Consider the following 21,846-nt stretch of genomic DNA (forward strand, 5'->3'; position numbering starts at 1 on the left):
ACGGGGTGACTCAGCGCACCAGGCGGCCGCCGTTGCCCAGCACCGCGAAGTCGACATAACGCGAGGGCGTCTGGCCCTTGCCGAAGGTCAGGCGGTGGCCGCCGACATCGGTCTCGAAACCACGGTCCATGGTCTCGGTGATGTTGGCGGCGGTGGGTGAAGCGGTGCGCTCGATGGCTTTGGTGAGTGCGCGTGCGGCAATGAAGCCTTCCAGCGAACGGGAGGACAGTTCCGTGTCCTTGGAGTTCTGGCGCAGGCGCAGGTATTCACGCACCACTTCGCGGTCCTGACGGTCGTCGGTGGGGAGCACCACGGAGAAGGCAAAGCCGCGAGCGCGGTCCGGGCCGAGCTTGGTCAGCAGGGCCTGCACGTCGATGATGGACATGCCGAAGAGACCGGCACGGCCGCCGGCCGCCTGATAGCGGGAGGTGAATTCGATGGCGGCGGCTGTGGTGGCGGCCAGGAAGATCACGTCCGGTGCCTGCTTGACCATTTCAGCCACCGCGTTGCTCACCTCGGTGGTGTTGCGGGCATAACCCGACTGCGCCACCAGCGTGATGCCATAGGTCTTGGCAGAAGCCTGCGCGCCGGCCAGGGCGTCACGCCCCAGGCCGTCGTCCTGATAAACGACGCCCACCTTGGTGCGGCCCATTTCACCCAGTTGCTTGAACAGGCGCTCCACCTCTTCGCGGTAGCTGGCCTTCACCGGATACATGTTGCGGGCGGTGATGATGCTGGTCGCGCCCGAGACGGCGCCGAACATCGACACCCGGGTCTTCTCCAGCACGCCGTCCTGCTTGAGGGCTTCGAGGTTGGACGTGCCCACGGTGCCGATCATCGCGGCCGGGTTTTCCTGCTCGATCATCTCCTTGACCAGGCGCACGGTTTCTTCCGGCTTCTGCGCGTCGTCACGGAAGACGTATTTGATCTTCTGGCCGCGAATGCCGCCACGGGCGTTCACTTCATCCAGCCACAGCTTGGCGCCCGCGCGCATGGCCTTGCCGGTCACGGCCTGCGGGCCGGTGAAAGGCGCCACCTGACCGATGACGATGTCTGCAAAAGCGGCCGGAGCCGCCACCAGGCAGAGGAGGGCCACCAGACGGCGGGTAATGCGAGGGATGGCAGAGGTCATGGTCGATGCAACTACGAGCGTACAGGTTCGGTGATTGTCATCACTGTGCCTGCTTTCGCGGCATCCGGACGGCAACAGGACGCCAATCCGTGCGAACGAATGCGCAAACGGCCTCAACGGCCACCCCCGCGTTTCGTTCCGACAACGAAAGGTTGCGAGATGTGAGGCGCTCGCCTGGGCTGCTACGTAGTGCTACGTAGTGGCTTCCCGTCATCTCCGCCCCTCTTGGCCAGCCCCTCCGCCATGGTGGGCGCTGCCGTCACCGTAGCGGCGAGCCGATGCGCTCCCATCGCGGCATCCAGTGGCCGGTGATGTCGGCGGACACCAGAATGCGGCGGGCCTGGCCGGTGATGAGATGGCGAGGTACCGGGCCGATGACCCGCGAATCGGCGCTGTTGTCCCGGTTGTCTCCCATCATGAAGTACTCATCGGTCGCCAGCTGCAGCGGCCCGAAATTCCGGCGTGCGGCGACGCCCGGGAGTTGCTGGACCACACGTTGTTGTGCTTGCACTGACTCCAGCTGGCGCAGGGCAGGCAGCTGGAGTCCGGGCGCCACCGTTTCTTCGGTCCAGGCGAGCGGCTGATAGCGGGCCGCTTCGCCGTTGATGATCAGGACGTCATCCCGCAGTTGCACTTGATCCCCAGGCACCGCCACGATGCGCTTGATGAGGCGGGTGCCGTCCACCGGTGAGTGGAACACCACCACGTCGCCGCGCTGCGGGTCCGCCACCCGATGCAGCGATAGATCGGTGAGTGGAAGCTTCCAGTCGTAGGCCACGCGCTCCACGAATACGACATCCCCTTCGAGGATGGTCGGGCGCATGGAGCCGCTGGGCACGGGATTCCAGTCGGCCACGGCTGTTCGCAGGAACAGGAAGCCCGCCATGAAGATCAGGAACCGACGATTGGAGCGCAGCCAGGTTTTCATGAGGGTGTTCGAGGTGGTTGCAGACGGACGGAAGTCTGGGTCCCGGCGGCCGCAGCGGCGAGGGGCGTGCGGCGAATGGCAGCCGGCCTGGATGGATGGCGGGTGGTCCGCCCCGCGTCGAAGCCAAAGCAGGGGACAGCCCGACGTCACCAGTCTCGCGAACTGGCAACCAGTTGTTGTGTCCTCGCTTGCGGCTTCATCCGGTGGCGGATGCCGTGCACCGTCTCAAAAGCGCCATCGCTATCATGAAAGCGCTTTCTCATGCGGTACGCAACTGGTTTCAAGCTGGTGGGCACGGCCCCACAAACCTCCACAGAATCGCGCGGTTTTCGAGAGGAACATCATGTCCAGTCTCCCAAGAACCCTTCTTCGATGGCTGCTGTCCATCGTGACCCTGGTCGGCTTCATGGCGCCCGCCCTGGCCGCCGATTACACGCAGGGCGTGACCAGCAGCGGCAGCAGTGCCGTGATCTGGTTCAAGTCCGCCGTCAACACCACCTGGGTCGATGTGCATTACCAGGTGAATGGCGGCGGCCAGCAGAACCTGCGCATGGGTTACAACGCCGGCAATGCCCGTTATGAAACGCAGGTGAACAACCTGGCCAGCGGCAACACGCTGAGCTATTTCTTCACCTACAACAATGGCAATCCGGCGTATGACACGCCGCGATTCAGCGCCACCATCGGCGGCGGCATGACACCCGCGCCGACCGGCATTGCGTGCTTCTACGAGAGCGCCAACTACCAGGGCGCTTCGTTCTGTGCCGATGCAGACAGCAGCTGGGTGGGTACGGCCTGGAATGACCGCGTGTCTTCAGTGAAGGTGCGCAGCGGCTACAGCGTGCAGTTGTTTGACGACATCAACTATGCCGGCCGCACCGTCACCCTGACGGCCGATGCGCCGAACCTGGGCAACAACAGCAGCTTCAACGACCTTCTGTCGTCCTTCCGCATCCGCCAGAGCGGCAGCACCGATCTGCCCGAAGGCAATGGTGTCATGACCCTGAAGCTGGTGAACGGCACCAATGGCGCCTGGCAGGACCAGCAGGTGTATTGGTCCATCATCGGTTATGACCCGGTGACCAAGGTGCTGTCCTATGTCGACAACACCGGCCGGCTGGTCCCGGCTTCGCTGGCCCACAACGACGGCGCGAATCACCTGACCAAGAACGGCCAGAATTATTCGAACTACTTCTACCGGCTCAATGAAATGCCCTGGGTGTCGATTCCCCGAATCGACTCCGGCCGCATGTTCATCAGCCTGGGCTCGCCCATGTACATCAAGATCAATCAGGCGGCTGATGGTCGGCTGGGTTTTGCGGGCCCGGACATGAACAATCCGAGCGACCCCAATCAGGATGTGAACTTCGAGTGGATCGAGTTCACCGTGGACCAATGGGGCTACCACGGCAACACCACGCGTGTGGACCAGTTTGGCTTCCCGCTGACGACCCGCCTGCTGGGCCGTGACGGCTATGACCGCACGCTGGGCGAGAACGCCACCCGTGCCAAGATCTTTGCGGACTTTGAAGCCCTGGCGCAGCCCGAGTTCCGTGGTCTGGTGCAGCGTCCCTACCGCATCGTGGCGCCGGCCAAGTCGGTGTTCAACCAGGGGAAGGCCTACGGCAACTATTTCGCGGCCTATGTGGACCAGGTCTGGGCCTATTACGCCTCCACCGATCTGGTCTTCACCGCCGAGGCGGGCACCTTCCGCGGCCGTGTGATCGGCAACGACTTTGTGTTCTCCAAGAACGGCGGTGCGCAGAACCTCTACATCCGTGGCAAGCCCACCACCCAGGAAATTCTGGAAGGTTCCGGTCGCCTGGCCTCGGGAAGCTCGGATGAGAAGGTGATGCAGGCGCAGATCACGGCGGCCTTCAACCGGCATCTGCTGATGCGGGTGGATCCGTCGCAATGGAGCAACCCGTCCACCTATTACGGGGCAGGGCCGGCCAACTACTACTCGAAGTTCTGGCACGACCACAGCATCGACGGCCTGGCCTACGGTTTCTGCTATGACGATGTGCGCAGCCAGAGCACGCTGCTGGAGCACCCGACTCCGCGCGGCATGTTCATCACCGTCGGCTGGTGAGTGGCGGCCCGGCTGGGAAGCCGGGCAATATGCCGGGCAACACGCCGCGCTGCGGCTCGGCGCCGTCTCTGCCGGGCCTAGCGGGTCTAGCGGGCTGCAGGTTGCAGACGCGCCACCTCGTCCACCGGGGTGGCGCCGAAATAACGCTTGAATTCGCGGCTGAACTGCGAGGCACTTTCATACCCCACACGGGTGGCGGCCACACCGGCCTTGGCGCCTTCATTCAGCATGATCAGCCGCGCCCGATGCAGCTTGTAGCTCTTGATGTATTGCAGCGGCGAGGTGTTGGTCACCGCCTTGAAGTTGTGGTGGAACGCGCTGACGCTCATGTTCACCATCTTCGCCAGTTGCTCCACACTGAAGGTGTCGGCGTAGTGGGTCTCGATGTGCTTGATCACCTTCGAGATCATGCCGAACTGCGTATGCCGGTTGACCAATGCATGCAGCGCGGCGCCACTGTCACCAAACAGCACGTGATAGAGGATCTCCTGGACGATCAGCTTGCCCAGGAAGCGGGCATCACGCGGCTGCTTCATCGCGTCGAAAAGACGTTCGATGGCGCAAAGCAGTTGGTCGGTGTAAGGAGCACCATTGATGCCGGACGATTCGGACGGCGCGGCCAGCGCATCCACATGCTCATGGCCGACATCCGACAGCACCGATTGCAGCAGCGCTGCATCCACACCGATGGAAATGCCCACAAACGGCGCTGACTTGCTGGCGATGGTCTCGCATTCAAAGGGCAGGGGGACCGTGAGCAGCAGGTAGCGCTGCGCGTCGTACCGGAAGGTCCGGTCCCCGAGATACCCCACCTTGGCGCCCTGCATGACGATGACGATCATCGGCTCATACAGCACCGGCGTGCGTGGATGGCTCTGGTCCGTGTAGAGAATCTTCACGCCGGGGATCGGCGACGGACTGGCAAATGCGCCGGTCGAGAAGCTGATCGCCTGCGCGATGATGCTCCTGCGAACCTGATCATCCAGCATCACGCTCATGGTGAGGGCACCCCTGCGGCGATCAGCGCGCGGCTTCCAGGATGCGCTGGCTGTCTTCCAGCGTGATGTCCTGGTGCTCGCCCAATGCGGTCAGGCCGTGTTCCTTCAGCTTGGCCACCATGGCGGGGATGGTGCTGCCGTCCACGCCGTAGTCGGACAGACGGGTGCGCACGCCCAGCTTCTCGAAGAAGTCGCGGGTGGCCTGGATGGCGGCGTCGATGCGCTGATCGTCGCTGCCCTCACGCAGGTTCCAGACACGCTCCGCATATTGCAGCAGCTTGGCGCGCTTTTGCTCCTTCTTGTAGGCCAGCAGCGAAGGCAGCACGATGGCCAGCGTCTGGGCATGGTCCAGGCCATGCATGGCGGTGATTTCATGGCCCAGCATGTGGGTGGCCCAGTCCTGCGGAACACCCGCGCCGATCAGGCCGTTCAGGGCCTGGGTGGCGCTCCACATCACATTGGCGCGCACGGCATAGTTGGTCGGTTCAGCCAGCGCGCGGGGGCCTTCTTCGATCAGTGTCAGCAGCAGGCCTTCGGAGAAGCGGTCCTGCACCTTGCCGTCCACCGGATAGGTGAGGTATTGCTCCACGGTGTGCACAAATGCGTCCACCACGCCATTGGCCACCTGGCGGGCGGGCAGGCTGTAGGTGACTTCCGGGTCCAGCACCGAGAACACGGGGTAGGTGTGGCGGCTGGAGAAGGCCAGCTTGTCGCCGGTGGCCTGGCGGCTGATGACGGCCCCGCTGTTGGATTCAGAGCCGGTGGCCGGCAGCGTGAGCACGCAGCCCATCGGCACTGCGCTGGTGACCTTGCTGCCGCCGGTGAGCAGGATGTCCCACGGGTCGGTGGCGGCCGCGTAGCGGGCCGCTGCGGCGATGAACTTGGTGCCATCGGCCACCGAGCCGCCGCCGACGGCCAGCAGGAAATCGATCTTCTGGGCCTTCACCACCTGCACGGCCTTCATCAGGGTTTCATAGGTGGGGTTGGGTTCGATGCCGGCGAATTCCACCACCGCGCGGCCTTCCAGGGCCTTCTGCACCTGTTCCAGTACGCCGTTCTTCTTGATGCTGCCGCCACCGTAGGTGATGAGGATGCGGGCATCTGCCGGGATGTCGCGGCCCAGCTTGGCGATCTGGCCCTTGCCGAACAGGATCTTGGTGGGGGTGTTGAGCGTGAAGTTGTTCATTGCATCCGTCCTTGTGGGTTGTGGGGGCTCATCTGATGGGAATGGATTCTTCTCTTGCAGCGGCCCTGCGGCAATGCATGATGCTGCCCTTGTTTTGCCTAATTCTGCTGTGGAGGGGAAAAACAGGCAAATCGTCCGCGGCGCACGCCTGCGGCGACAGGTGCAGGTCATCCAGGTGGCTGGAGCCGCCGCTGTCAAGCGGTGCCTGGGCGCGCATTCTGCCGATTCCTTGCCAAGGGCGCCCTCTGCGCCATGGCCCGGTGGTCCTCCACGGCGCCCGGTGGGAGGGGGTGTGAAGACCAACCTGAGGCAATGAAGATCATGAACACATCCAAGTGGACGGCGCCGCTGCTGATTACGGTGAGTGCGGCCCTGACGATGGGCTTCGCGTCGGACTCCCGGCAGCGTTGGGAAGACGGACGTAATGCGGCCGTGGGGGCCGTTATTGGGTGGATGAAGAGGGCCGCCGTCACGCGGTCCGCTGAACTGCCACGAATGCCCTGACCATGAGCGCGGGGCTCCGCGCTCATCGTCCGCCCATCAAGCCTGCCCATCCAATGCGCGCCGCACCTTCACCCGCAGGTCGTCGGACGTGAACGGCTTGAGCACGATGTCATAACTCTGGCCGCCCCAGCGATCCGGACTGCCGTCGGCAAAGCCGGTCATCAGCAACACCTTGAGGGAGGGCGAGTGCAGCTGAGCATCGTGGGCCAGCAGCACACCGTTCTTGTTGCCCGGCATGATGATGTCGCTCATCAGCAGGCGGATGGAGGGATGTTGCTTCAGAAGCTGCATCGCCTCCTGCGAGCTGTGGGCCATCAGGCATTGATAACCCGCCGCTTCCAGCATCGCGGCGGCGGTCTGGGCCACCTCCGGGCGGTCATCCACCACCAGAATCAGCTCGTCCTGTCCGGTGCGGGGCTGCACGGTGGGCAATTCCCTCGGGGCCGCAGCGTCCGTGACCGCCGGGAAATACAGGCGCACGGTGGTGCCGGCCTTTTCTTCCGAGTAGATGGTGGCCACGCCACCACTTTGTTTGGCGAACCCATACACCATGGACAGGCCCAGGCCCGTGCCCCCACGCTCGGCCTTGGTGGTGAAGAACGGGTCCATCACGCGCGCCAGGATGGGGGCCGGAATGCCTTCGCCTTCATCACTCACGCATACCGACACATAGTCCCCGGGCAGAGCCAACCCGTGGCTGCCGGCGTCCTCGGCAGTGGTGTGCAAGTTGCCGGAACGGATCCAGATCCGTCCCCCCACGGGGCATGGCGTCCCTGGCATTGACCAGCAGGTTCAGCAGTGCGGCTTCGAACTGGGAGGGGTCGATGCGAACGTTGTGGGTGTGGGGGGCCAGGTCCAGCAACAGGCGGACATCTCCCAGGGAGCTGGAGGCCATGTCCGCCGTTCTGGCAATGGCTTCATTCACATTCACCACACGTCCTTGCAATTGCTGCTTGCGGGCAAAGGCCAGCAATTGCTGGGTGAGGGCGCCTGAACGCCCGGCCGCCGCCCGCACATTGGCAATCGAGCGCGACAGCAGAGCATCGTCCGGTGCCACTGATTTCAGGCGCTGCGCGGCCACTTCGGCATTGCCGGTGATGACCTGCAGCAGGTTGTTGAAGTCGTGTGCAATGCCGCCAGTGAGCTGCCCCAAGGCTTCCATCTTCTGCGCTTGCCGCAGGGCGGCTTCGGCGTCGCGACGGCGGCTCACGTCCAGCTGCGAAGAGAAGTAATACAGCAACTCCCCCTTTTCACTGCGAACCGGTGTGAGGAACAGGGCGTTCCAGAAGGTGGATCCGTCTTTTCGGTAATTCAGCAATTCGACCGTCAGCTCCCGTTCCGATCGCAGGGCTTCCCCAATCAAGGCCACGGTATTGGGGTCGGTGTCGGGGCCTTGCAGGAAGCGGCAATTGCGGCCCAGGATCTCTTCCGACGAATAGCCGGTCATTTCCAGGAAGGCATGGTTGGCAAAGACCAGCGGTGTGTCGGGCTGGCGTGGGTCGGCCACCACCATCGGCATGCGTGTCGCCTGCACGGCTGCAAAGAAGATGTCACGTCCCTTTCCACCCGAGGCGAAGCCTTCCGTTTGCACGCGGGCATCGTGGTGGGGCACGTGGGGCGTCTTGTCGCGAGGGTCGGTGTCGGAACTCATCGGCAAAAGTCCTAAGCAAACTGGCCTGATGGTGCCCAAGCGCGTGGCGCTGCTGGGACAGCGAAGCACTTGTTCGTTTGCAGGACATGTCCGACAGGAGATGGCGGCGCCGCCATCGCGGGCGAACTGACCTCAGGGCTAGGACAATTCGTCCACCCCAAGCAGGCCGATGATGGATGACATCGCCCGCTACACTGCGGCGCATGTCCGTGTCACGGCCCTTTCTTGACTGTTGTGCCTGGATCGTCGCTCTGGCGATCTTGATCAGTGTGCTGCTGCCGATGCTGCCGCACCGGGCGCTTGCGCGTGATGCGGCCATGTGGACGGAAGTGTGCTCGGTGGCCGGCGCGCGTTTGGTGCGCGTGGACGTGCCCCAGTCCGACGCCACCGCGCCGGACCCTGGCTCCCGCCAGAAGCCGATGAGCGCCGTGATGGAGCGCTGTCCCTACTGCGCCATGCATGCCACGGTGCCCGCTTTGCCGCCGGCATCGTTGAGCTGGCGAGTGGACACAGCCCTTCGGTTTGAATGGCCCTCGCTGTACCTGACCGCGCCGCGCCCCTTGTTCGCCTGGGCCAGCGCATGGGCTCGGGGCCCACCCGTCAGCGCCTGACCTTCTCCGCAGCTTGACCTTGCCGACGCCATGAGGCTCGGTGTGCGGCTGCTTGCGGACGCCGCTGGGGTTCCGTACGAGCACTCAATGCCATGCCCAAGGACGATCACAGCGGCCACCAGCACTGACAGAGGGCAGGAGAGGCGGTCGCGAGGCCGCCTCCTTCCCGGGCCGTGAGCGCCCGTCGCGGTCGAAGCTGCTCAGCCGCCGAGAGACTTTTTGAAGAAACGAGTCATCGCATCAAACGGGATCTTGTCCATGCGGTCATACAGGTCCACATGGTTGGCGCCCTTCACGATAAGCAGTTCCTTGGGCTGAGCGGCAGCCGCATAGGCGGTTTCCGCAAAGTAGCGGGAATGCGCGTTTTCGCCGTGAACAAACAGGATGGGCCGCGGCGAGATCTCCTTGATGTAACTCAGGATGGGCATGTTCATGAATGACAACGGTGTGGTGATGGTCCAGGCATTGCCGGAGTTGACGGCCCGGGGGTGATAACCGCGGGGCGTCATGTAGTAGTCGGCATAGTCCAGCAGGAACTGCGGTTCACCGCCCTTGAGCTTGTTGTACTGCGGCTGATAGGCGGGTTTGCCGCTGGCAGCGTCCTCCCAGCGCTGCCGGCTGAGCTGCTCCAGCAGTTGGGTGCGTTGCTCGGTGCTCATGCTGTCGTTGTAGCCTTTGGACATCACCCGGGTCATGTCGTACATGGTGCTGGCCACCACTGCCTTGACCCGCTTGTCCACGGCCACCGCATTGAGCGCCATGCCCCCCCAGCCGCAGATCCCGATGACACCCATGCGTTCGCGGTCCACCATCGGCTGCAGCCCGATGAAGTCCACGGCGGCCATGACGTCTTCGGTGTTGATGTCCGGCGAAGCCACATTGCGGGGTTCACCGCCGCTTTCTCCGGTGTAGGAGCCGTCGAACGCCAGGGTGGCGAAGCCGCGTTCGGCCATGGTCTGGGCATACAGGCCGGAGGATTGTTCCTTCACGGCACCAAACGGCCCACCCACCACCAGGGCGGCCAACCGCTGCTGACCACGGTTCTTTGGCAGATACAGGTCGCCTGCAAGCGTGATGCCATATCGGTTGCGGAAGGTGACCTTCTGGTGGTCGACCTGCGGGCTCTTGGGGAAGACCTTGTCCCATTCCTGGGTCAAGGAAAGACTTGCTGAGGGGGCCTGACCGCCCGGAGATGTCCACGGCTCCTGCTGCGAGACGGACCCGGCCGCCAGCACGGGCTGACCGCCAAACAGCGCCGCCACGCTCGCGAGCGCGGTGTGTTGGAGGGCGCGTTTGAGCGAGACGAGCGGCTTGGAGGTGCGGCGCTCGGGAGCGGGGGGTGTGAAGGGCCTCGTCGTGGTGGTGGGCATGGCGGTCATCATGGTCGTCGTGTTCATCGTCGAAAGGGGCAAGGTGGCGTTGCTCATGCGGAGTCCTTGAAGAAGGTGAAGAAGAGAGGGCGGACTAGTGCGAACTAGTGCGAAAAGGCCCTAGGCGCTCGCGGAGGAGGTGTCCTGAGCCCCGGCGCAGATGGCAGCGAGGGCCGCTGCCAGCAGCAGCATCAGCGCGCTGGCCAGGAAGGTGCTGCGGTAGCCGCTGGCATCGAACAGCAACCCGCCCAGCGTGGAGCCCAAGGCAATCGCCAACTGCACCACGGCCACCATCAGCCCACCACCGGCCTCTGCGCTGTCTGGCATGGCGCTGGCGACCCAGCTCCACCAGCCCACCGGCGCCGCCGTGGCCAGCAGGCCCCAGAGCGCCAGCAGTCCCATGACGAAGGCCGCGAAGGGGCCGGCCGGAATGAGGGCCAGTGCGATCAAGGCCATCAGCACCGGGATGGCGGTAAGCGTGCGGTAGAGACCGCGCTGGAGCACCTTGCCGATCAGCGCCGTGCCCACCACGCCGGAGAGGCCGATGGCGAGCAAGGTCAGTGAGAGCGTGGAGACGTTGAGGTGGGTGATGGTTTCAAGGAAGGGGCGCACATAAGTGAACAGCGCAAACTGCCCCATGAAGAAGGCGCTGCAGGCCGCCATGCCCCAGGCGACGGGACGGCGCTTCAGCAGCTGCAGCGCACTGGCGCTGTGTGTGGTACCTGCGGTGGCGGCAGGCGGTGGCAGATCTGGCAGGCTGACCCACAGCCAGGCCAGGGCCACGGCGGCCACGGGAACCAGACAGAAGAAGGCGCCGCGCCAGCCCGCCACGGAGGCAAGATGGCTGCCCAAGGGGGCCGCAATCACTGTGGCCAATGCATTCCCGCCGTTGAAGATGGCCAGCGCGCGGGGCACCTGATGGGCGGGCACCAGCCGCATCGCAGTGGCGGCGGACAGTGACCAGAATCCGCCGATCACGACCCCGATGAAGGCGCGTCCGACCATGTAGAGAAAGAAGCTGGACGCCAGCGCCACCACCGCCCCCGACAGGGCCATCAGTGCGGTCAGCCCCAGCAGCAGCGTCTTGCGATTCATATGCGCGGCCACCGAAGCAACGCACAGACTGGTGAGCACAGCGAAGGCGCCGGAGATGGCAATGCCCTGGCCGGCCATGCCTTCGGTGATCTGCAGGTCTGCCGCCATCGGCGTCAAAAGGCTGACGGGCATGAACTCGGAGGCGATCAATGCAAAGACGCAGAGCGACATGGCATAAACAGCGCCCCAGGCGGGTTGGACGTCGGTGCGGGAGGCCGTGGCGATCACGTGGTGCGCGCTGAGGGCATCGGTGGATGGGGTGGATGGGGTAGCGGGATTCATGGGGCGCTGAAAGGAAGGGGCGCGCCAAGGGCGCCGGCAGAGCCGGCGATCTGGCTGAGAGTCATGGTGAGGTCCGGAATGCGAGCGGCGCCGGATGCGGACAGGGGCGAGCCTGGCCTGCGGCGTGCTGCGCTGTGAACGGGGCAGCGACCGATGCGGGGGCGCTGCAGTGATGACCGTTAGGGTAGGGGGGCGAACGCGGGAAGACTAGGGGGCCGGGCGCGCATGGGCTTATCAACCTGGGTCATGAATGCACGGTAAAACGGAGCCCGAGCCCGAGCCCGAGCCCGAGCCCGAGCCCAAGCCCAAGTGGCGCGCCAGCCTGACGAACCTGCACATCTGCTGTCGGCGGCCAATCACCTACTTATGATCCGGCCATGATCTTGTTGATGCCCCTGCGCCGTTCACGTGTCCTGGCTGGTATTGCGGCGCCAGCATCCGCAGCGGCCTTGCTGGCGCTTGCATCGTTGATGTGGGCGCCATCTGCTGTATCTGCGGCATCCACAGCCACAGCCACAGCCACAGCCGCCACAGCCGCCACAGCCCGGGATGCCACTACGCTGCGCTTTGAGTCGGGCTTCACCGGCCCCGCTCCCGCGAACTGGCCTGTGGATGCGCCCCCAGTGCGCTTCTACATCCTGCCGGGGTCGTCCGCGCCCTCCTGCGGCCTGCTGGTGCCAGACCGCAAGCGTGTTGTGCCACTGGTGGAGACAGACGACGGCCAGGACTTCCCGCAATGCATCGGCATCGCCGCGACGCTCGTGTTCAATCACGGTGCGGAGCGCTACCTGCTCTTGAGAGTGCGCCAGAGAGACACCCGGGAGGACACCAGCCTGACGGACCTGTTGTTCCTCGATCGCGGCGGCATTCCGCAGGCGCTGGATGATCTCAACGATGCAGCGGCCCCGTCCGGCAAACCGCTCGGCCAGGTGGCCAGCTGGCTGCGTGCCCGGTGGCAGCGGCAAGGCGCTCCCACGGCTGCGAGGAAGACCTCAGGCCGTTGAAGCCTGCTGAAGCCAGTAGCGCAGGCGTAGCGCGCGGATCAACCACCCCCGGCGCACATACGCGGCATACAACTCCGGCAGACGCATGGGGCAGGAGCGTTCAAAGGAGGCCTTGAAGCAGGCCACCTTGCTGCCGTATTGATCATCCGGCAGCGCAGCTCGGGCTGTACGCGCGGTGCCGATGAAGTTGCAGGCCGTGAAATGGCTCCAGGCGAAGCGTGCCGCTTCGTCCAGCTGTTGACCCGCCACCAGCGCCGGCAGCGTCAGCAGCGACTCCGCCAGATGCTCAGCCTTGACGAGAGAAGGCGTGGCCAGAATGGAGCCCTCACGCTGGCGGTACGCCACCCACACCTGCGGCTCATACCAGATGGTGTCAGCGCGCAGGGCCAACGGCGCGGCCAGAGATACGTCCTCGAAATAGCGCCCGGCTGGGAAGCGCAACCCGGCCCAGACGCTGCGCTTGGCGATCTTGGACCAGCAGTGCAAATGCCCCGCCTGGAACAGCCCGCGGATGACCAGAGCCGGGTCGGAAAACATCCGGCGTGCCGGCCCTGCAAAGGTGCGGCGGTGGCGTTCACCTCGCAGGCGGTGCTTGAGGCGCGGCCGTTCCCGCCACACCGAGAAGTCACACAGCACGAGCGAAGGCGCCTGGCGCTGAATCACCTCTCGGAGCTGCTGGACCGAACCCGGCACGAGGCAGTCGTCGGAGTCCAGGAACCAGATGTAGTCACCCCGAGCGGCATCCAGCAGTGCATTGCGAACGACGGATATGCCCTGATTCTCGGTATGGAAGATATTGACGATGCGGACGCTGGGGGAAGCGAACTCCTGTTCCAGCGTGCGCATCAGGTCCCCGGACCCGTCGGTTGAGCAGTCGTCCAGCATCAGGATTTCGATACCCTCGTCACATTGCGAGGCGGCGGAGACGAGGCATTCCCGCAGATAGCGGCTGACGTTGTAGACCGGGATCAGGATGGACAGCCAAGGCTGACCAGTGCGCGGCTGAGGCGCCGCAGGGTTCGCACCGACGTCCCCACCGCCGACGGCGCTGCTGGAATACGCCCCCAGAGCGTCCCGCTGCAGGGGACCGGAAGGCCGCGCCTCGCTTGACACCCGCAAAGCTGCGGGGGACACCAGGGAGCGTGAGAGGGGCGCAGCGGTGAACATGGATAACGTACGGAGTTACGCCCATGAGTGTCTTCAAATCCTGTGCATTTTTATCAGTATTTTGTGAGCGCTTTGATAAATGTTGCGCAAGGTGTGACAAGCGCCACCCCTGCATCCCGTTCAAGGGAGAGCCGGGCTGAGCGGGTGCGCATATTCCTTTCTGAGCACCGCAGAACACTTGGTAGAGCAGCTGCTTCTGTCGTGCGAGGTCCTTCGTCACCATCGGCAGGCCCTTCCATCGAGCGTGCAGTTACGTGTGATGCCGCACCGACACGCCGCAGGAATCGGCGCACCCTGAATCGATCAAGGCAGAACGCGTCCCGGCGACGGGAACACCGCGTGAGTGCGCCACCTTCCACCTCCAACATCGGAATCCCCATGACCAAGCGTCAACACGGCAACAAGGAATTGAAGAAGCCGAAGCAGGAGAAGCCCTCCGCAGAGCTGTCTCCCGCGTCCATCGCCTCGCCCGCTGCAACGCCCCCCGCAGCGCCTGCGCGGCGTCCCCGTGTGGGACGCCGGTAGCGGCCTCGGGGGCCTATCAGGAGTTTCCCATGCATGACTCCATCCTCGTCCCCATCGATGGCAGCCCGGCCTCTGAAGCCGGTCTTGCCATTGCCCAGGACATGGCGGAAGCGATGAACGTGCGGATTGTTCTGCTCCATGTCATCGACGCGGAGCCGCTCTTTCTGCAATCTGCGCGAGATTTCGAAGAGCACCGCAGTCGGCTTCGGGACTATGGGAATGATTTGCTGGCGACGGCCGCAGTGGCCGTGCAGGACCGGGGCATTGCCGTGTCCTATCAGCTGAGAGAGACGATCGACTCCAACACCGCCGCCGTCATTACCGCCGAAGCGGTGGCGCAAGCGTGCGGTTTGATCGTGCTGGGCACGCATGGCCGACGCAAGCGGCGCGGACAGGTGCTGCTGGGGCGTGATGCGGAATGGGTGCTGCAAAACAGCACCGTGCCTGTGATGTTCGTCCGAGGGTCAGCGTCCGATTAGGAGGCTGATCCCGACAGGGCGACCTCAGCGGTGCGCCGTCACCTGCATGCGCCCGTGGGCCCCAGGCGACTGGCCGCGCCGTTGGATCAGGATCATCAGGAAGCGGCCTCTTCTTCAAGCTCCGCCAGCAGCGCTTCCTTGCGTTCGCTGAGTTCAGTGCCGAGCGCGTCCAGGTCGAGGTCGGTCTTGCGGACCTGTGGGAACAGCTCCTTCTCTTCTTCCTTGACGTGGTGGGCGATGTACTCGCCCAGCACCTTCACTTTGGCGTCGTAGAGAGCATCGGATGCGGAGCCTTCTGCAATCTGGGCGATCAGTTGCTTGGCGCTGGCATGCTCGACCTCTGCCTCGTCCAGCAGGTCTTCGCCCTCCTGCTCCTCCATGGCGTCACGTGCGGCGGGGTAGAAGATTTCTTCCTCGATGGTGGCGTGAATGGTGAGCTGGGCGCAGATCTCCTGCGCCAGTTGCTGCCGCAGGTCGTCGTCCCCGTCGTGGTCCACCAGCTTCTGATAGTCCTTGAAGAGCGCCTGCACTTCCTTGTGGTCGTCGGTCAGCCACTGGATGGCATCGATGGGCTTGCCGGTGTCCGACGCTGATGCGCTGGCTTTGCGCTCGGCGGCCGCCGTGGAGCTTTTGGTGATGGTGGCAGTCTTTGAAGTCTTGCTGGCGGCCGTTTTTGCGGCGCCCTTGGCAGGGGATGTGGACATGGCGTTTCCTTGGCTGGGTGGCCCAGTGAGGCGCACCTGGCGGGTGATGAAGGGGGAGGGTGAAGGGGACCACGCAAGCGCTCGGGGCGGGCGGTCCAGGAGTCCCGGGAAGCCGGGATCCCTGGGTCCATGCAAGAACGGGGCCGCTGCGGACTGAGGGCGTGTAAAGACGCGACCGCTCGGCATGGCGCCGGGGAGGCCGCTCTACGCGCGATCGCGGACTGGCAGTACGACCGGATCCATCGTTGCTGGAACCACCCGGAGCCACCGGTAATTGCCACCGAAATCAAGGAACCGTAGAGAGAACTTCCCGACTGCGGGGGGCGGCGTAGTACCGCGTGGGGGAGGCGTGGGGGGAGCGTGGTGTGGGCCCACACCCTCGCCGCGACCCCCATCCTGGGTGGGGCTCCATAGGGAAAAGTCGCTCCTGGCAGGGGCGTCTGCGGCGGGGGCGATGCGGGCATGGCGCGTCAGGGGCGTCGTATGCCAGCACGGTGGCGTCGCTTGTCATCACGCCCTCATGGGCATGGCCTCAAGATCATGTCGCTGCGCTACCAACACCCGTTCTGCTGCGCCTTGCGGTACATCCCGAATCAGCGCATGCTCAGTGGCTGCGGAGCCCACCGGCGACTCCTTGGAACAACGAAACCACCATGATCAATCCAGACTTTCAACGAATGATGGCGCGTGCCGCCTTGCAGACGCGTCGTGCGGACTTGGCGGGGGCAACTCGCACCATTCAGCAGGCTTTGTCCGGTGTGACGCACGCAGCTGCCGACGACCAGGACGGCGATGTGATCGATGTCGAGGCCCGTGTGATCAACGACACGCAGGAGGGCATCGAGACGACGGTGAAGACGCGGCCCGGGGAGGCCCCCCGTCCGGGTCCCGCAGCGGATGTGCGTGAGGACGCTCGTGAGGACACTCGTGAGGGCCGGTTTCTGGCTGCCACCTTCACCCGCGCCAGCATCTCGATCAACTACAAGCTGTATGTACCACCGGGTGACGCCGCCGAGCCGCGCCCGCTGCTGCTGATGCTGCACGGTTGCAAGCAGGACCCCGACGACTTTGCTGCCGGCACGCGGATGAATGAAGTGGCGCGCCGCCACGGCTGGCTGGTGCTGTATCCGGAACAGTCGGCCGCCATGAATCCACAGTGCTGCTGGAGTTGGTTCAAGTCCAGCCACCAGCAGCGAGGGCGCGGTGAGCCTGCCTTGTTGGCGGCCTTGACGCGTCATGTGATGGAGACCCATGCCGTGGATGCCCGGCAGGTGCATGTGGCGGGGCTATCCGCCGGCGGCGCGATGGCGACCGTGATGGGGCAGGTCTACCCGGAGTTGTTTGCCGCCGTGGGTGTGCATTCCGGGCTTCCCTTCGCCGTGGCCGCCAACGCCACCGAAGCCTTGGCCCGCATGCGCAGCGGCCCTGGCGCGCGTGAGATCCACCCCGGCGTCAAGCCCGTCCGCGCGGTACCAACCATCGTGTTCCATGGCACGCGCGACATGACGGTGCATCCGCTCAACGGTGAACGTGTGTATGTGGACGCCGTGGCGGGCGTGGCTGGCAGCGAGCGTATTGAAAACGGCCGCGAGGGCGGGCGCCCCTACACCCGCCGCAGCTACTTCGATGCCAACGGGCAGTCGCAGGCCGAGCTGTGGCTGGTGGAAGGGGCCGGGCATGCCTGGTCGGGCGGTGACCAGGCGGGCTCGCATGCCGACTGGCAAGGTCCGGATGCGGCCGGTCAGATGATTTGCTTCTTCTCCGCGCATCCCCTGGCAGCCGATCGCCCGGTGGATCGGTCTCCGGCCTAAGCCAGCCGGTGGAGCGGCATTGCCATCGTGAAAATGCAGCCCACCCCAGGCAGGTCTTGCACCGATAACTCCCCGCCATCCGCTTCCACGCTGCGTTTGGCGATGGACAGCCCCAGGCCCAGACCCCGTTCGTCGTTGAACCCCTGCTGGAACGGCTCGAACAGGCGGTTCGCTGCACCGGCGCCGAGTCCGCCGCAATGGTCTCCCACATCGATCATCGTCCAGTCGCCATCGGTATGGGCATTCAGCGTGATGCTGGTGCCGGGCTGGGTGAACTTGAAGGCGTTCTGCAGCAGGTTCCCCAGCGCGGCGAGCAACAACTCGCGGTTGCCGTGAAGGGCGATGCCTTCATCGACCTCCGAAATCGTCAGCGTGCAACCGGTATCCAAGGCATAGAGCTCCGCCACCAGGCCCGCATCCGCCAAGAAGTCCGCGAGGGAGAACTGTCGAGGGTGCAGCGTCGACCGCGCAGTTTCTCGCACTGACGCCAGAGCTTCATCAATCAATCTGCCGAGCGCATCGAGGCTGCGTTTGAGCACGGCCGCCGTTGAGCCGGAGACCGGCAACTTGCCGGATTCCAGTGCGGAGAACGCCAGGGTCGCGGTGTGCAGATAGTTGCGCAGCTCATGCGCCAGCATGCCCAGCCGTTGGTTTTCTTCCTGCGCCTGGCGCCGCGCCACCTGTTTGTCCCGCTGAGCGGCGAATTCCGACACGGCGTCCGCAATGGCGTTGTCCAGGCAGCGGTTGAGCGTGCGGAACTCCTCCACACTGAAGGGGGCGTCGCGTTCAACGGCGAGGTCAGTGATGGCCTGGCAAAGGTCGCCATAGTCGTGCACCACCTGATCGACCGTATAGCCCAAGCCGAGCAGTTCGTGGCCGTGTTTCGCAGCGGAGAGCCCCATCTCGGACAGCGCTGAAGCATCGCCGCCGGCCGGGCCGGAGATCATCATGCCGCCGGGGCCGTCACCGTCTTCTTCGGCTGCCAGCGTGCGGGCCAACTGGTCCAGGAAGAGCGGAATGCCGTGATTGAGTTGCTCACGCGTGGCGCCACGGGAGGGCCGCAAGGCCACCTTGTCCTTGCAGCGCTGAATCAGTTCGTCGCGATTGTTGAGCAGAAAGCCGCGCATAGGTCCGTCCCACGTGAGGAGTTGAAGGCGTCCGTTTGGGGCTGCCGAGAGGGCACAGCGGCATCACGCCTGTGGGCGGCGCTTCAAGCGAGGAGAAACGGGGGATAGACAAGCCGCGCGAGTCCGTTTAGATCATTGAAGCACGTAATGCCTGTGCCCGCGCGTACGCTGCGCCTTTTCTTTTCAATCGCGTCCTCGTCCTCCATCGTTTGCTTCCCTGGGGCTTTGCGTGCCTAATGAGGCTCCTCAACGTTGGAGCGGTCAATGAAACCCACCCTCAAAGCCCGCCCCAGCCACCGCCTAGCCGATCGCGCGCGAGGCCTTGCGCCTGCCGAACGCGCTGAATTGCAGCGTCAGGGGGCCAAAGCCGCCGCACGCGGCGACGGCTCCGCCGAGAACCCCATGGACGACCGGTCCAATCAGCCCGCCACCACCGGTGAAACCGATGGCCTCTGGCAAGAGCGCAAGAACGCCTGGAACAGTGGCCATGAAGCCCAGATCAAGGTGGACGACAAGACCGGCGAGGGCGGCGAGTTTCGAAGTGCCAAGGATGAACACTGAACGGATCTGACCCGGGCCGCGGGCGTGCGGCCCACACCCGCCACCGAGGTATGCTCCAGGCGGGATCCAAAAAAGGGAGTCGGTGAAGGCGCGGTAACACTTGCGCCCGGTGTCTGGACCAGCATCCAGAGGCCGCCAGAACTCCGCGATGAGAGGAGCAAATGGGTGTGGTCAAGCTGCTTTTGTTGAGCATCTTGCTGGCCATGGGGTGGCCGTGTTGTGGACGGGCGTTGGAACTTCAAGTGACGGTGCACGCCAGCGGCCCGCACGATCTCAGCGAGGCCTATGTCCGTGACCTGATCGCCCTGGCCCTCAGCAAGGCCCTGCCGCCGGGTTCGAAGACCACCATGGTCACCACCGATCCGATGACCAAGACTCGGGCCATTTCCACACTGAAGAACGGGCAGCTGGCCGGATTTGTGCTGAACATCGCTGGACAGGTGGACGATGAAGCGCTCGTCAAGATCAATCTGCCGACGTTTCTTGGCGCCTCGGACTACCGGATCTGTTTTGGACGTGCCGCGCTGCGAGGGGCTCTTGCCGAGGTGAAAACGGTCGATGACCTCAAACCGTTCAGCTTTGCGCATGCCCTGGGCTGGGCCGACACACCGGTGATGCGGGCCAATGGCCTGAAGGTGATCGAAGTTCAGCGCATCGATTCCATTTTCAGGATGATGAGCATTGACCGCGTGGATCTGTTCTGCAGGAATCTCATCGAAGTGCTGTTTGAACTGGATGCCGCGCCTCCGGGCGTGGTGGTGATGGACGGTTTCCTGCTCAAGTACCCGGCGCCGCACTATCTGCATGTCCATGTGCGGGACCGGGCGCTGGCCGACCTTCTCCAGCAAGGCCTGCTGGCCGCTGTCCGCGACGGTTCGGCGCCCAGGCTGCTCAAGCGCTATCTCCTGCCATCCAGCAAACGCTTCGATCTGAAGCATCGCCGGGTTATACCGCTGACGGGTGGGTACGAATATTCCCGGGAATCGCTGCCGAAGCTGGACTTCCTGCCCTGAGTGTCTGGTGCCGGTCGTTTCGCCTCGGATAGACTGGCTTGGGCAGGGTGGCCCCTGCTGACCTCGACCCTAGACGAGCCACAAGAACACTGTGCACTTTTCCAAAAACGCCCGCCGTCGTGCCCTCGCCATCCAACGCGTCAAAGACCGCCTGGACCGAGACTCCTTCCCCCGGATTCAGATGCTGTTGCTGGTGGGGCTCACCGGCGGATTCGGGCTGCTGTCGTCCTTCCTGCTACTGCTGTGCGGCGTGGATTCGATGGCCCTGCGCTACCCGCTGGCGCTGGCCTGTGCGTATCTGTTTTTCCTGTTTCTCATTGGCCTCTGGCTTCGGACCAATTCCCGCGATTACGTGGATGCACCGGACTTGCTGGACCTGGTGCCGACGCCGCGGCGCTCCGATGGCCTGTCCGGCTTTGACAGCGGTGGCGGTGGGGATTTCGGCGGCGGGGGAGCTTCGGCTTCGTTTGATGGCCCCCGCGTTGCCATCGACGACGCGGGCTCGTCGCTGGGGGCGGTCAAGGACACGGTGGGCGCCGCCTCCGACGCCGACGAACTGGCCATCCCGCTGCTGGCCATTGTGCTGGCCATTGGCATTGCATTGGCTTCCCTCTACGTGGTCTACATTGCGCCAGTGCTGTTTGCCGAGGTGATGGTGGACGGTGCGCTGTCGGTGGTGCTGTTCCGTCGATTGAACGGGCAGGGCGCTCAGCACTGGCTGGCCAGTGCCTTTCGTCGCACGGTGTGGGCGTTTGTGGCCACCGCTGTGTTTCTGATGGCGGTTGGTGCGGCCATGGGGGCTTATGCGCCGGGGGCAAAGTCCCTGGGGCAGGTCATGAAGCATGCGGCGGAGCTGCGCGCCCACAAATAAGCGCCGCCTGCTGTCGCCTGTCCGAGGCGCCGTGTCCGTATCCGTATCCGTATCCGTGTGCGTGTCCGTGTGTGGGGGGCAGATCTGGGCATGGGAATGATCCAGATGAATCGCCATCCATTCATCCGAATGAATGCAATGGTGCCAATTGAATGGGAGGGGCGCCTTCCAGGTGTTTTTGATTGGTTGGTTGAGGGGGGATGTTCAATGACATGGGCTGCGTGTGGTCCATCTCAAGGGCATCACCTTTGATGTGCAGGAAGACAAGCGTGTGGCCACCGACGCGTTCGAGATGGCCGTCAGCAGCCCCGACTGACGCGCCTCATCAAGTTGTATGACGCGCTGCCCGACTCAGGGGCTTGTGCCGCGACAGGGCGTGCGCTTCAATCAGCGACGAGTGAAACCGGTTTCCAGCGACAGACACAATACAAGCCGGCCACTCATCGGGATTCAGGCACCGAACGCAAGTCTCGGCAGCAACCGAAGTTCGAGAATGGATGGACACGATGGCAACACCTCCAAAGAAGGCCGCAGCGGCCAAGGATCCCGTGGAAGTCAAGCTGGTCAAGAGCGGCAAGCGCACCGCTGCGACCACCAAACCCGATCTGGAAATCACCACCGGCCTCACCGGTGGCCAGAAGTACCACATCAAGATCAACCAACCGTCCGGCAAATCAGTGCTGGTGGCCGTCCACCTCTGACGGCGCTTCATGGCTGGACACCCCACCGGGCAGC

The 21,846-nt window shown here is 64.3% G+C and carries 22 protein-coding genes; 11 read left to right on the forward strand and 11 right to left on the reverse strand.

What is annotated here, in order from left to right:
• Positions 1-10: 10 nt before the first annotated feature.
• Together OU995_RS15440 and lepB are read right to left on the reverse strand one after the other, a co-directional pair.
• The gene (locus OU995_RS15440; protein WP_267830914.1) at positions 11-1,132 is read right to left on the reverse strand and encodes an ABC transporter substrate-binding protein; all 1,122 of its coding nucleotides are present in this window, start codon (positions 1,130-1,132) and stop codon (positions 11-13) included.
• Positions 1,133-1,391: 259 nt separating this feature from the next.
• Positions 1,392-2,060 carry a signal peptidase I gene (gene lepB, locus OU995_RS15445; RefSeq protein WP_267830915.1) on the reverse strand — a complete coding sequence of 223 codons (669 nt, stop codon included), beginning with the start codon at positions 2,058-2,060 and terminating at the stop codon, positions 1,392-1,394.
• A 343-nt stretch (positions 2,061-2,403) separates the two neighbouring features.
• Between lepB and OU995_RS15450 the strand changes: the two genes are divergently transcribed.
• Positions 2,404-4,152, forward strand: coding sequence for a beta-1,3-glucanase family protein (locus OU995_RS15450; RefSeq protein WP_267830916.1), 1,749 nt, complete (start codon positions 2,404-2,406; stop codon positions 4,150-4,152).
• Positions 4,153-4,238: 86 nt separating this feature from the next.
• On the opposite strand, the gene OU995_RS15455 is transcribed toward OU995_RS15450, so the two are convergent.
• Both OU995_RS15455 and yqhD read right to left on the reverse strand, forming a co-directional pair.
• Complete coding sequence (locus tag OU995_RS15455; RefSeq protein WP_267830917.1) at positions 4,239-5,150, reverse strand: AraC family transcriptional regulator; 912 nt, start codon at positions 5,148-5,150, stop codon at positions 4,239-4,241.
• A gap of 22 nt (positions 5,151-5,172) precedes the next feature.
• A complete protein-coding gene (gene yqhD / locus OU995_RS15460) occupies positions 5,173-6,336 on the reverse strand; it encodes an alcohol dehydrogenase (protein ID WP_267830918.1) in 1,164 nt (387 codons plus the stop codon).
• Between the two features lie 321 nt (positions 6,337-6,657).
• On the opposite strand from yqhD, the gene OU995_RS15465 reads away from it, so the two are divergent.
• On the forward strand, positions 6,658-6,840 hold the full coding sequence (locus tag OU995_RS15465) for a hypothetical protein (RefSeq protein WP_267830919.1): 183 nt from the start codon (positions 6,658-6,660) through the stop codon (positions 6,838-6,840).
• Between the two features lie 36 nt (positions 6,841-6,876).
• Here the strand turns inward: OU995_RS15465 and OU995_RS15470 are convergent, their stop codons facing one another.
• Together OU995_RS15470 and OU995_RS15475 are read right to left on the reverse strand one after the other, a co-directional pair.
• On the reverse strand, positions 6,877-7,497 hold the full coding sequence (locus tag OU995_RS15470; protein ID WP_267830920.1) for a response regulator: 621 nt from the start codon (positions 7,495-7,497) through the stop codon (positions 6,877-6,879).
• The gene (locus tag OU995_RS15475) at positions 7,490-8,491 is read right to left on the reverse strand and encodes a PAS domain-containing protein (protein ID WP_267830921.1); all 1,002 of its coding nucleotides are present in this window, start codon (positions 8,489-8,491) and stop codon (positions 7,490-7,492) included. Before OU995_RS15475 ends, OU995_RS15470 begins: the two co-directional genes overlap by 8 nt.
• A gap of 176 nt (positions 8,492-8,667) precedes the next feature.
• On the opposite strand from OU995_RS15475, the gene OU995_RS15480 reads away from it, so the two are divergent.
• Positions 8,668-9,102 carry a DUF2946 domain-containing protein gene (locus tag OU995_RS15480; RefSeq protein ID WP_267830922.1) on the forward strand — a complete coding sequence of 145 codons (435 nt, stop codon included), beginning with the start codon at positions 8,668-8,670 and terminating at the stop codon, positions 9,100-9,102.
• Between the two features lie 200 nt (positions 9,103-9,302).
• Here the strand turns inward: OU995_RS15480 and OU995_RS15485 are convergent, their stop codons facing one another.
• On the reverse strand, positions 9,303-10,529 hold the full coding sequence (locus OU995_RS15485) for an alpha/beta hydrolase (RefSeq protein WP_267830923.1): 1,227 nt from the start codon (positions 10,527-10,529) through the stop codon (positions 9,303-9,305).
• A gap of 63 nt (positions 10,530-10,592) precedes the next feature.
• On the reverse strand, positions 10,593-11,849 hold the full coding sequence (locus OU995_RS15490) for an MFS transporter (protein ID WP_420714733.1): 1,257 nt from the start codon (positions 11,847-11,849) through the stop codon (positions 10,593-10,595).
• Between the two features lie 377 nt (positions 11,850-12,226).
• On the opposite strand from OU995_RS15490, the gene OU995_RS15495 reads away from it, so the two are divergent.
• A complete protein-coding gene (locus tag OU995_RS15495) occupies positions 12,227-12,853 on the forward strand; it encodes a hypothetical protein (protein ID WP_267830924.1) in 627 nt (208 codons plus the stop codon).
• Here the strand turns inward: OU995_RS15495 and OU995_RS15500 are convergent.
• On the reverse strand, positions 12,842-14,020 hold the full coding sequence (locus OU995_RS15500) for a glycosyltransferase family 2 protein (RefSeq protein ID WP_267830925.1): 1,179 nt from the start codon (positions 14,018-14,020) through the stop codon (positions 12,842-12,844). The genes OU995_RS15495 and OU995_RS15500 overlap by 12 nt on opposite strands.
• 378 nt (positions 14,021-14,398) lie before the next feature.
• Here OU995_RS15500 and OU995_RS15505 point away from each other — a divergent pair, with 378 nt between their 5' ends.
• Together OU995_RS15505 and OU995_RS15510 are read left to right on the forward strand one after the other, a co-directional pair.
• Entirely contained in the window at positions 14,399-14,545 is a 147-nt protein-coding gene (locus tag OU995_RS15505) for a hypothetical protein (RefSeq protein WP_267830926.1), read from the forward strand.
• A gap of 29 nt (positions 14,546-14,574) precedes the next feature.
• A complete protein-coding gene (locus tag OU995_RS15510) occupies positions 14,575-15,024 on the forward strand; it encodes a universal stress protein (RefSeq protein ID WP_267830927.1) in 450 nt (149 codons plus the stop codon).
• Positions 15,025-15,119: 95 nt separating this feature from the next.
• Here the strand turns inward: OU995_RS15510 and OU995_RS15515 are convergent, their stop codons facing one another.
• Positions 15,120-15,728: a hemerythrin domain-containing protein gene (locus OU995_RS15515; protein ID WP_267830928.1), complete on the reverse strand. Its 609-nt coding sequence runs from the start codon at positions 15,726-15,728 to the stop codon at positions 15,120-15,122.
• A 653-nt stretch (positions 15,729-16,381) separates the two neighbouring features.
• Between OU995_RS15515 and OU995_RS15520 the strand changes: the two genes are divergently transcribed.
• Positions 16,382-17,539: an alpha/beta hydrolase family esterase gene (locus OU995_RS15520; RefSeq protein WP_267830929.1), complete on the forward strand. Its 1,158-nt coding sequence runs from the start codon at positions 16,382-16,384 to the stop codon at positions 17,537-17,539.
• On the opposite strand, the gene OU995_RS15525 is transcribed toward OU995_RS15520, so the two are convergent.
• Positions 17,536-18,666, reverse strand: a complete 1,131-nt coding sequence (locus OU995_RS15525) for a sensor histidine kinase (protein WP_267830930.1) — start codon at positions 18,664-18,666, stop codon at positions 17,536-17,538. The genes OU995_RS15520 and OU995_RS15525 overlap by 4 nt on opposite strands.
• 264 nt (positions 18,667-18,930) lie before the next feature.
• On the opposite strand from OU995_RS15525, the gene OU995_RS15530 reads away from it, so the two are divergent.
• The 4 genes from OU995_RS15530 (at position 18,931) to OU995_RS15545 (ending at position 21,812) form a co-directional block, all read left to right on the forward strand.
• The gene (locus OU995_RS15530; RefSeq protein ID WP_267830931.1) at positions 18,931-19,227 is read left to right on the forward strand and encodes a CrpP-related protein; all 297 of its coding nucleotides are present in this window, start codon (positions 18,931-18,933) and stop codon (positions 19,225-19,227) included.
• Between the two features lie 242 nt (positions 19,228-19,469).
• Positions 19,470-20,240 carry a hypothetical protein gene (locus OU995_RS15535; RefSeq protein ID WP_267830932.1) on the forward strand — a complete coding sequence of 257 codons (771 nt, stop codon included), beginning with the start codon at positions 19,470-19,472 and terminating at the stop codon, positions 20,238-20,240.
• A gap of 91 nt (positions 20,241-20,331) precedes the next feature.
• Entirely contained in the window at positions 20,332-21,111 is a 780-nt protein-coding gene (locus tag OU995_RS15540) for a hypothetical protein (protein ID WP_267830933.1), read from the forward strand.
• Positions 21,112-21,617: 506 nt separating this feature from the next.
• A complete protein-coding gene (locus OU995_RS15545) occupies positions 21,618-21,812 on the forward strand; it encodes a hypothetical protein (RefSeq protein WP_267830934.1) in 195 nt (64 codons plus the stop codon).
• Positions 21,813-21,846 lie beyond the last annotated feature (34 nt).

Source organism: Roseateles sp. SL47 (assembly GCF_026625885.1).
In the GTDB taxonomy this organism is placed as follows: domain Bacteria; phylum Pseudomonadota; class Gammaproteobacteria; order Burkholderiales; family Burkholderiaceae_C; genus Roseateles.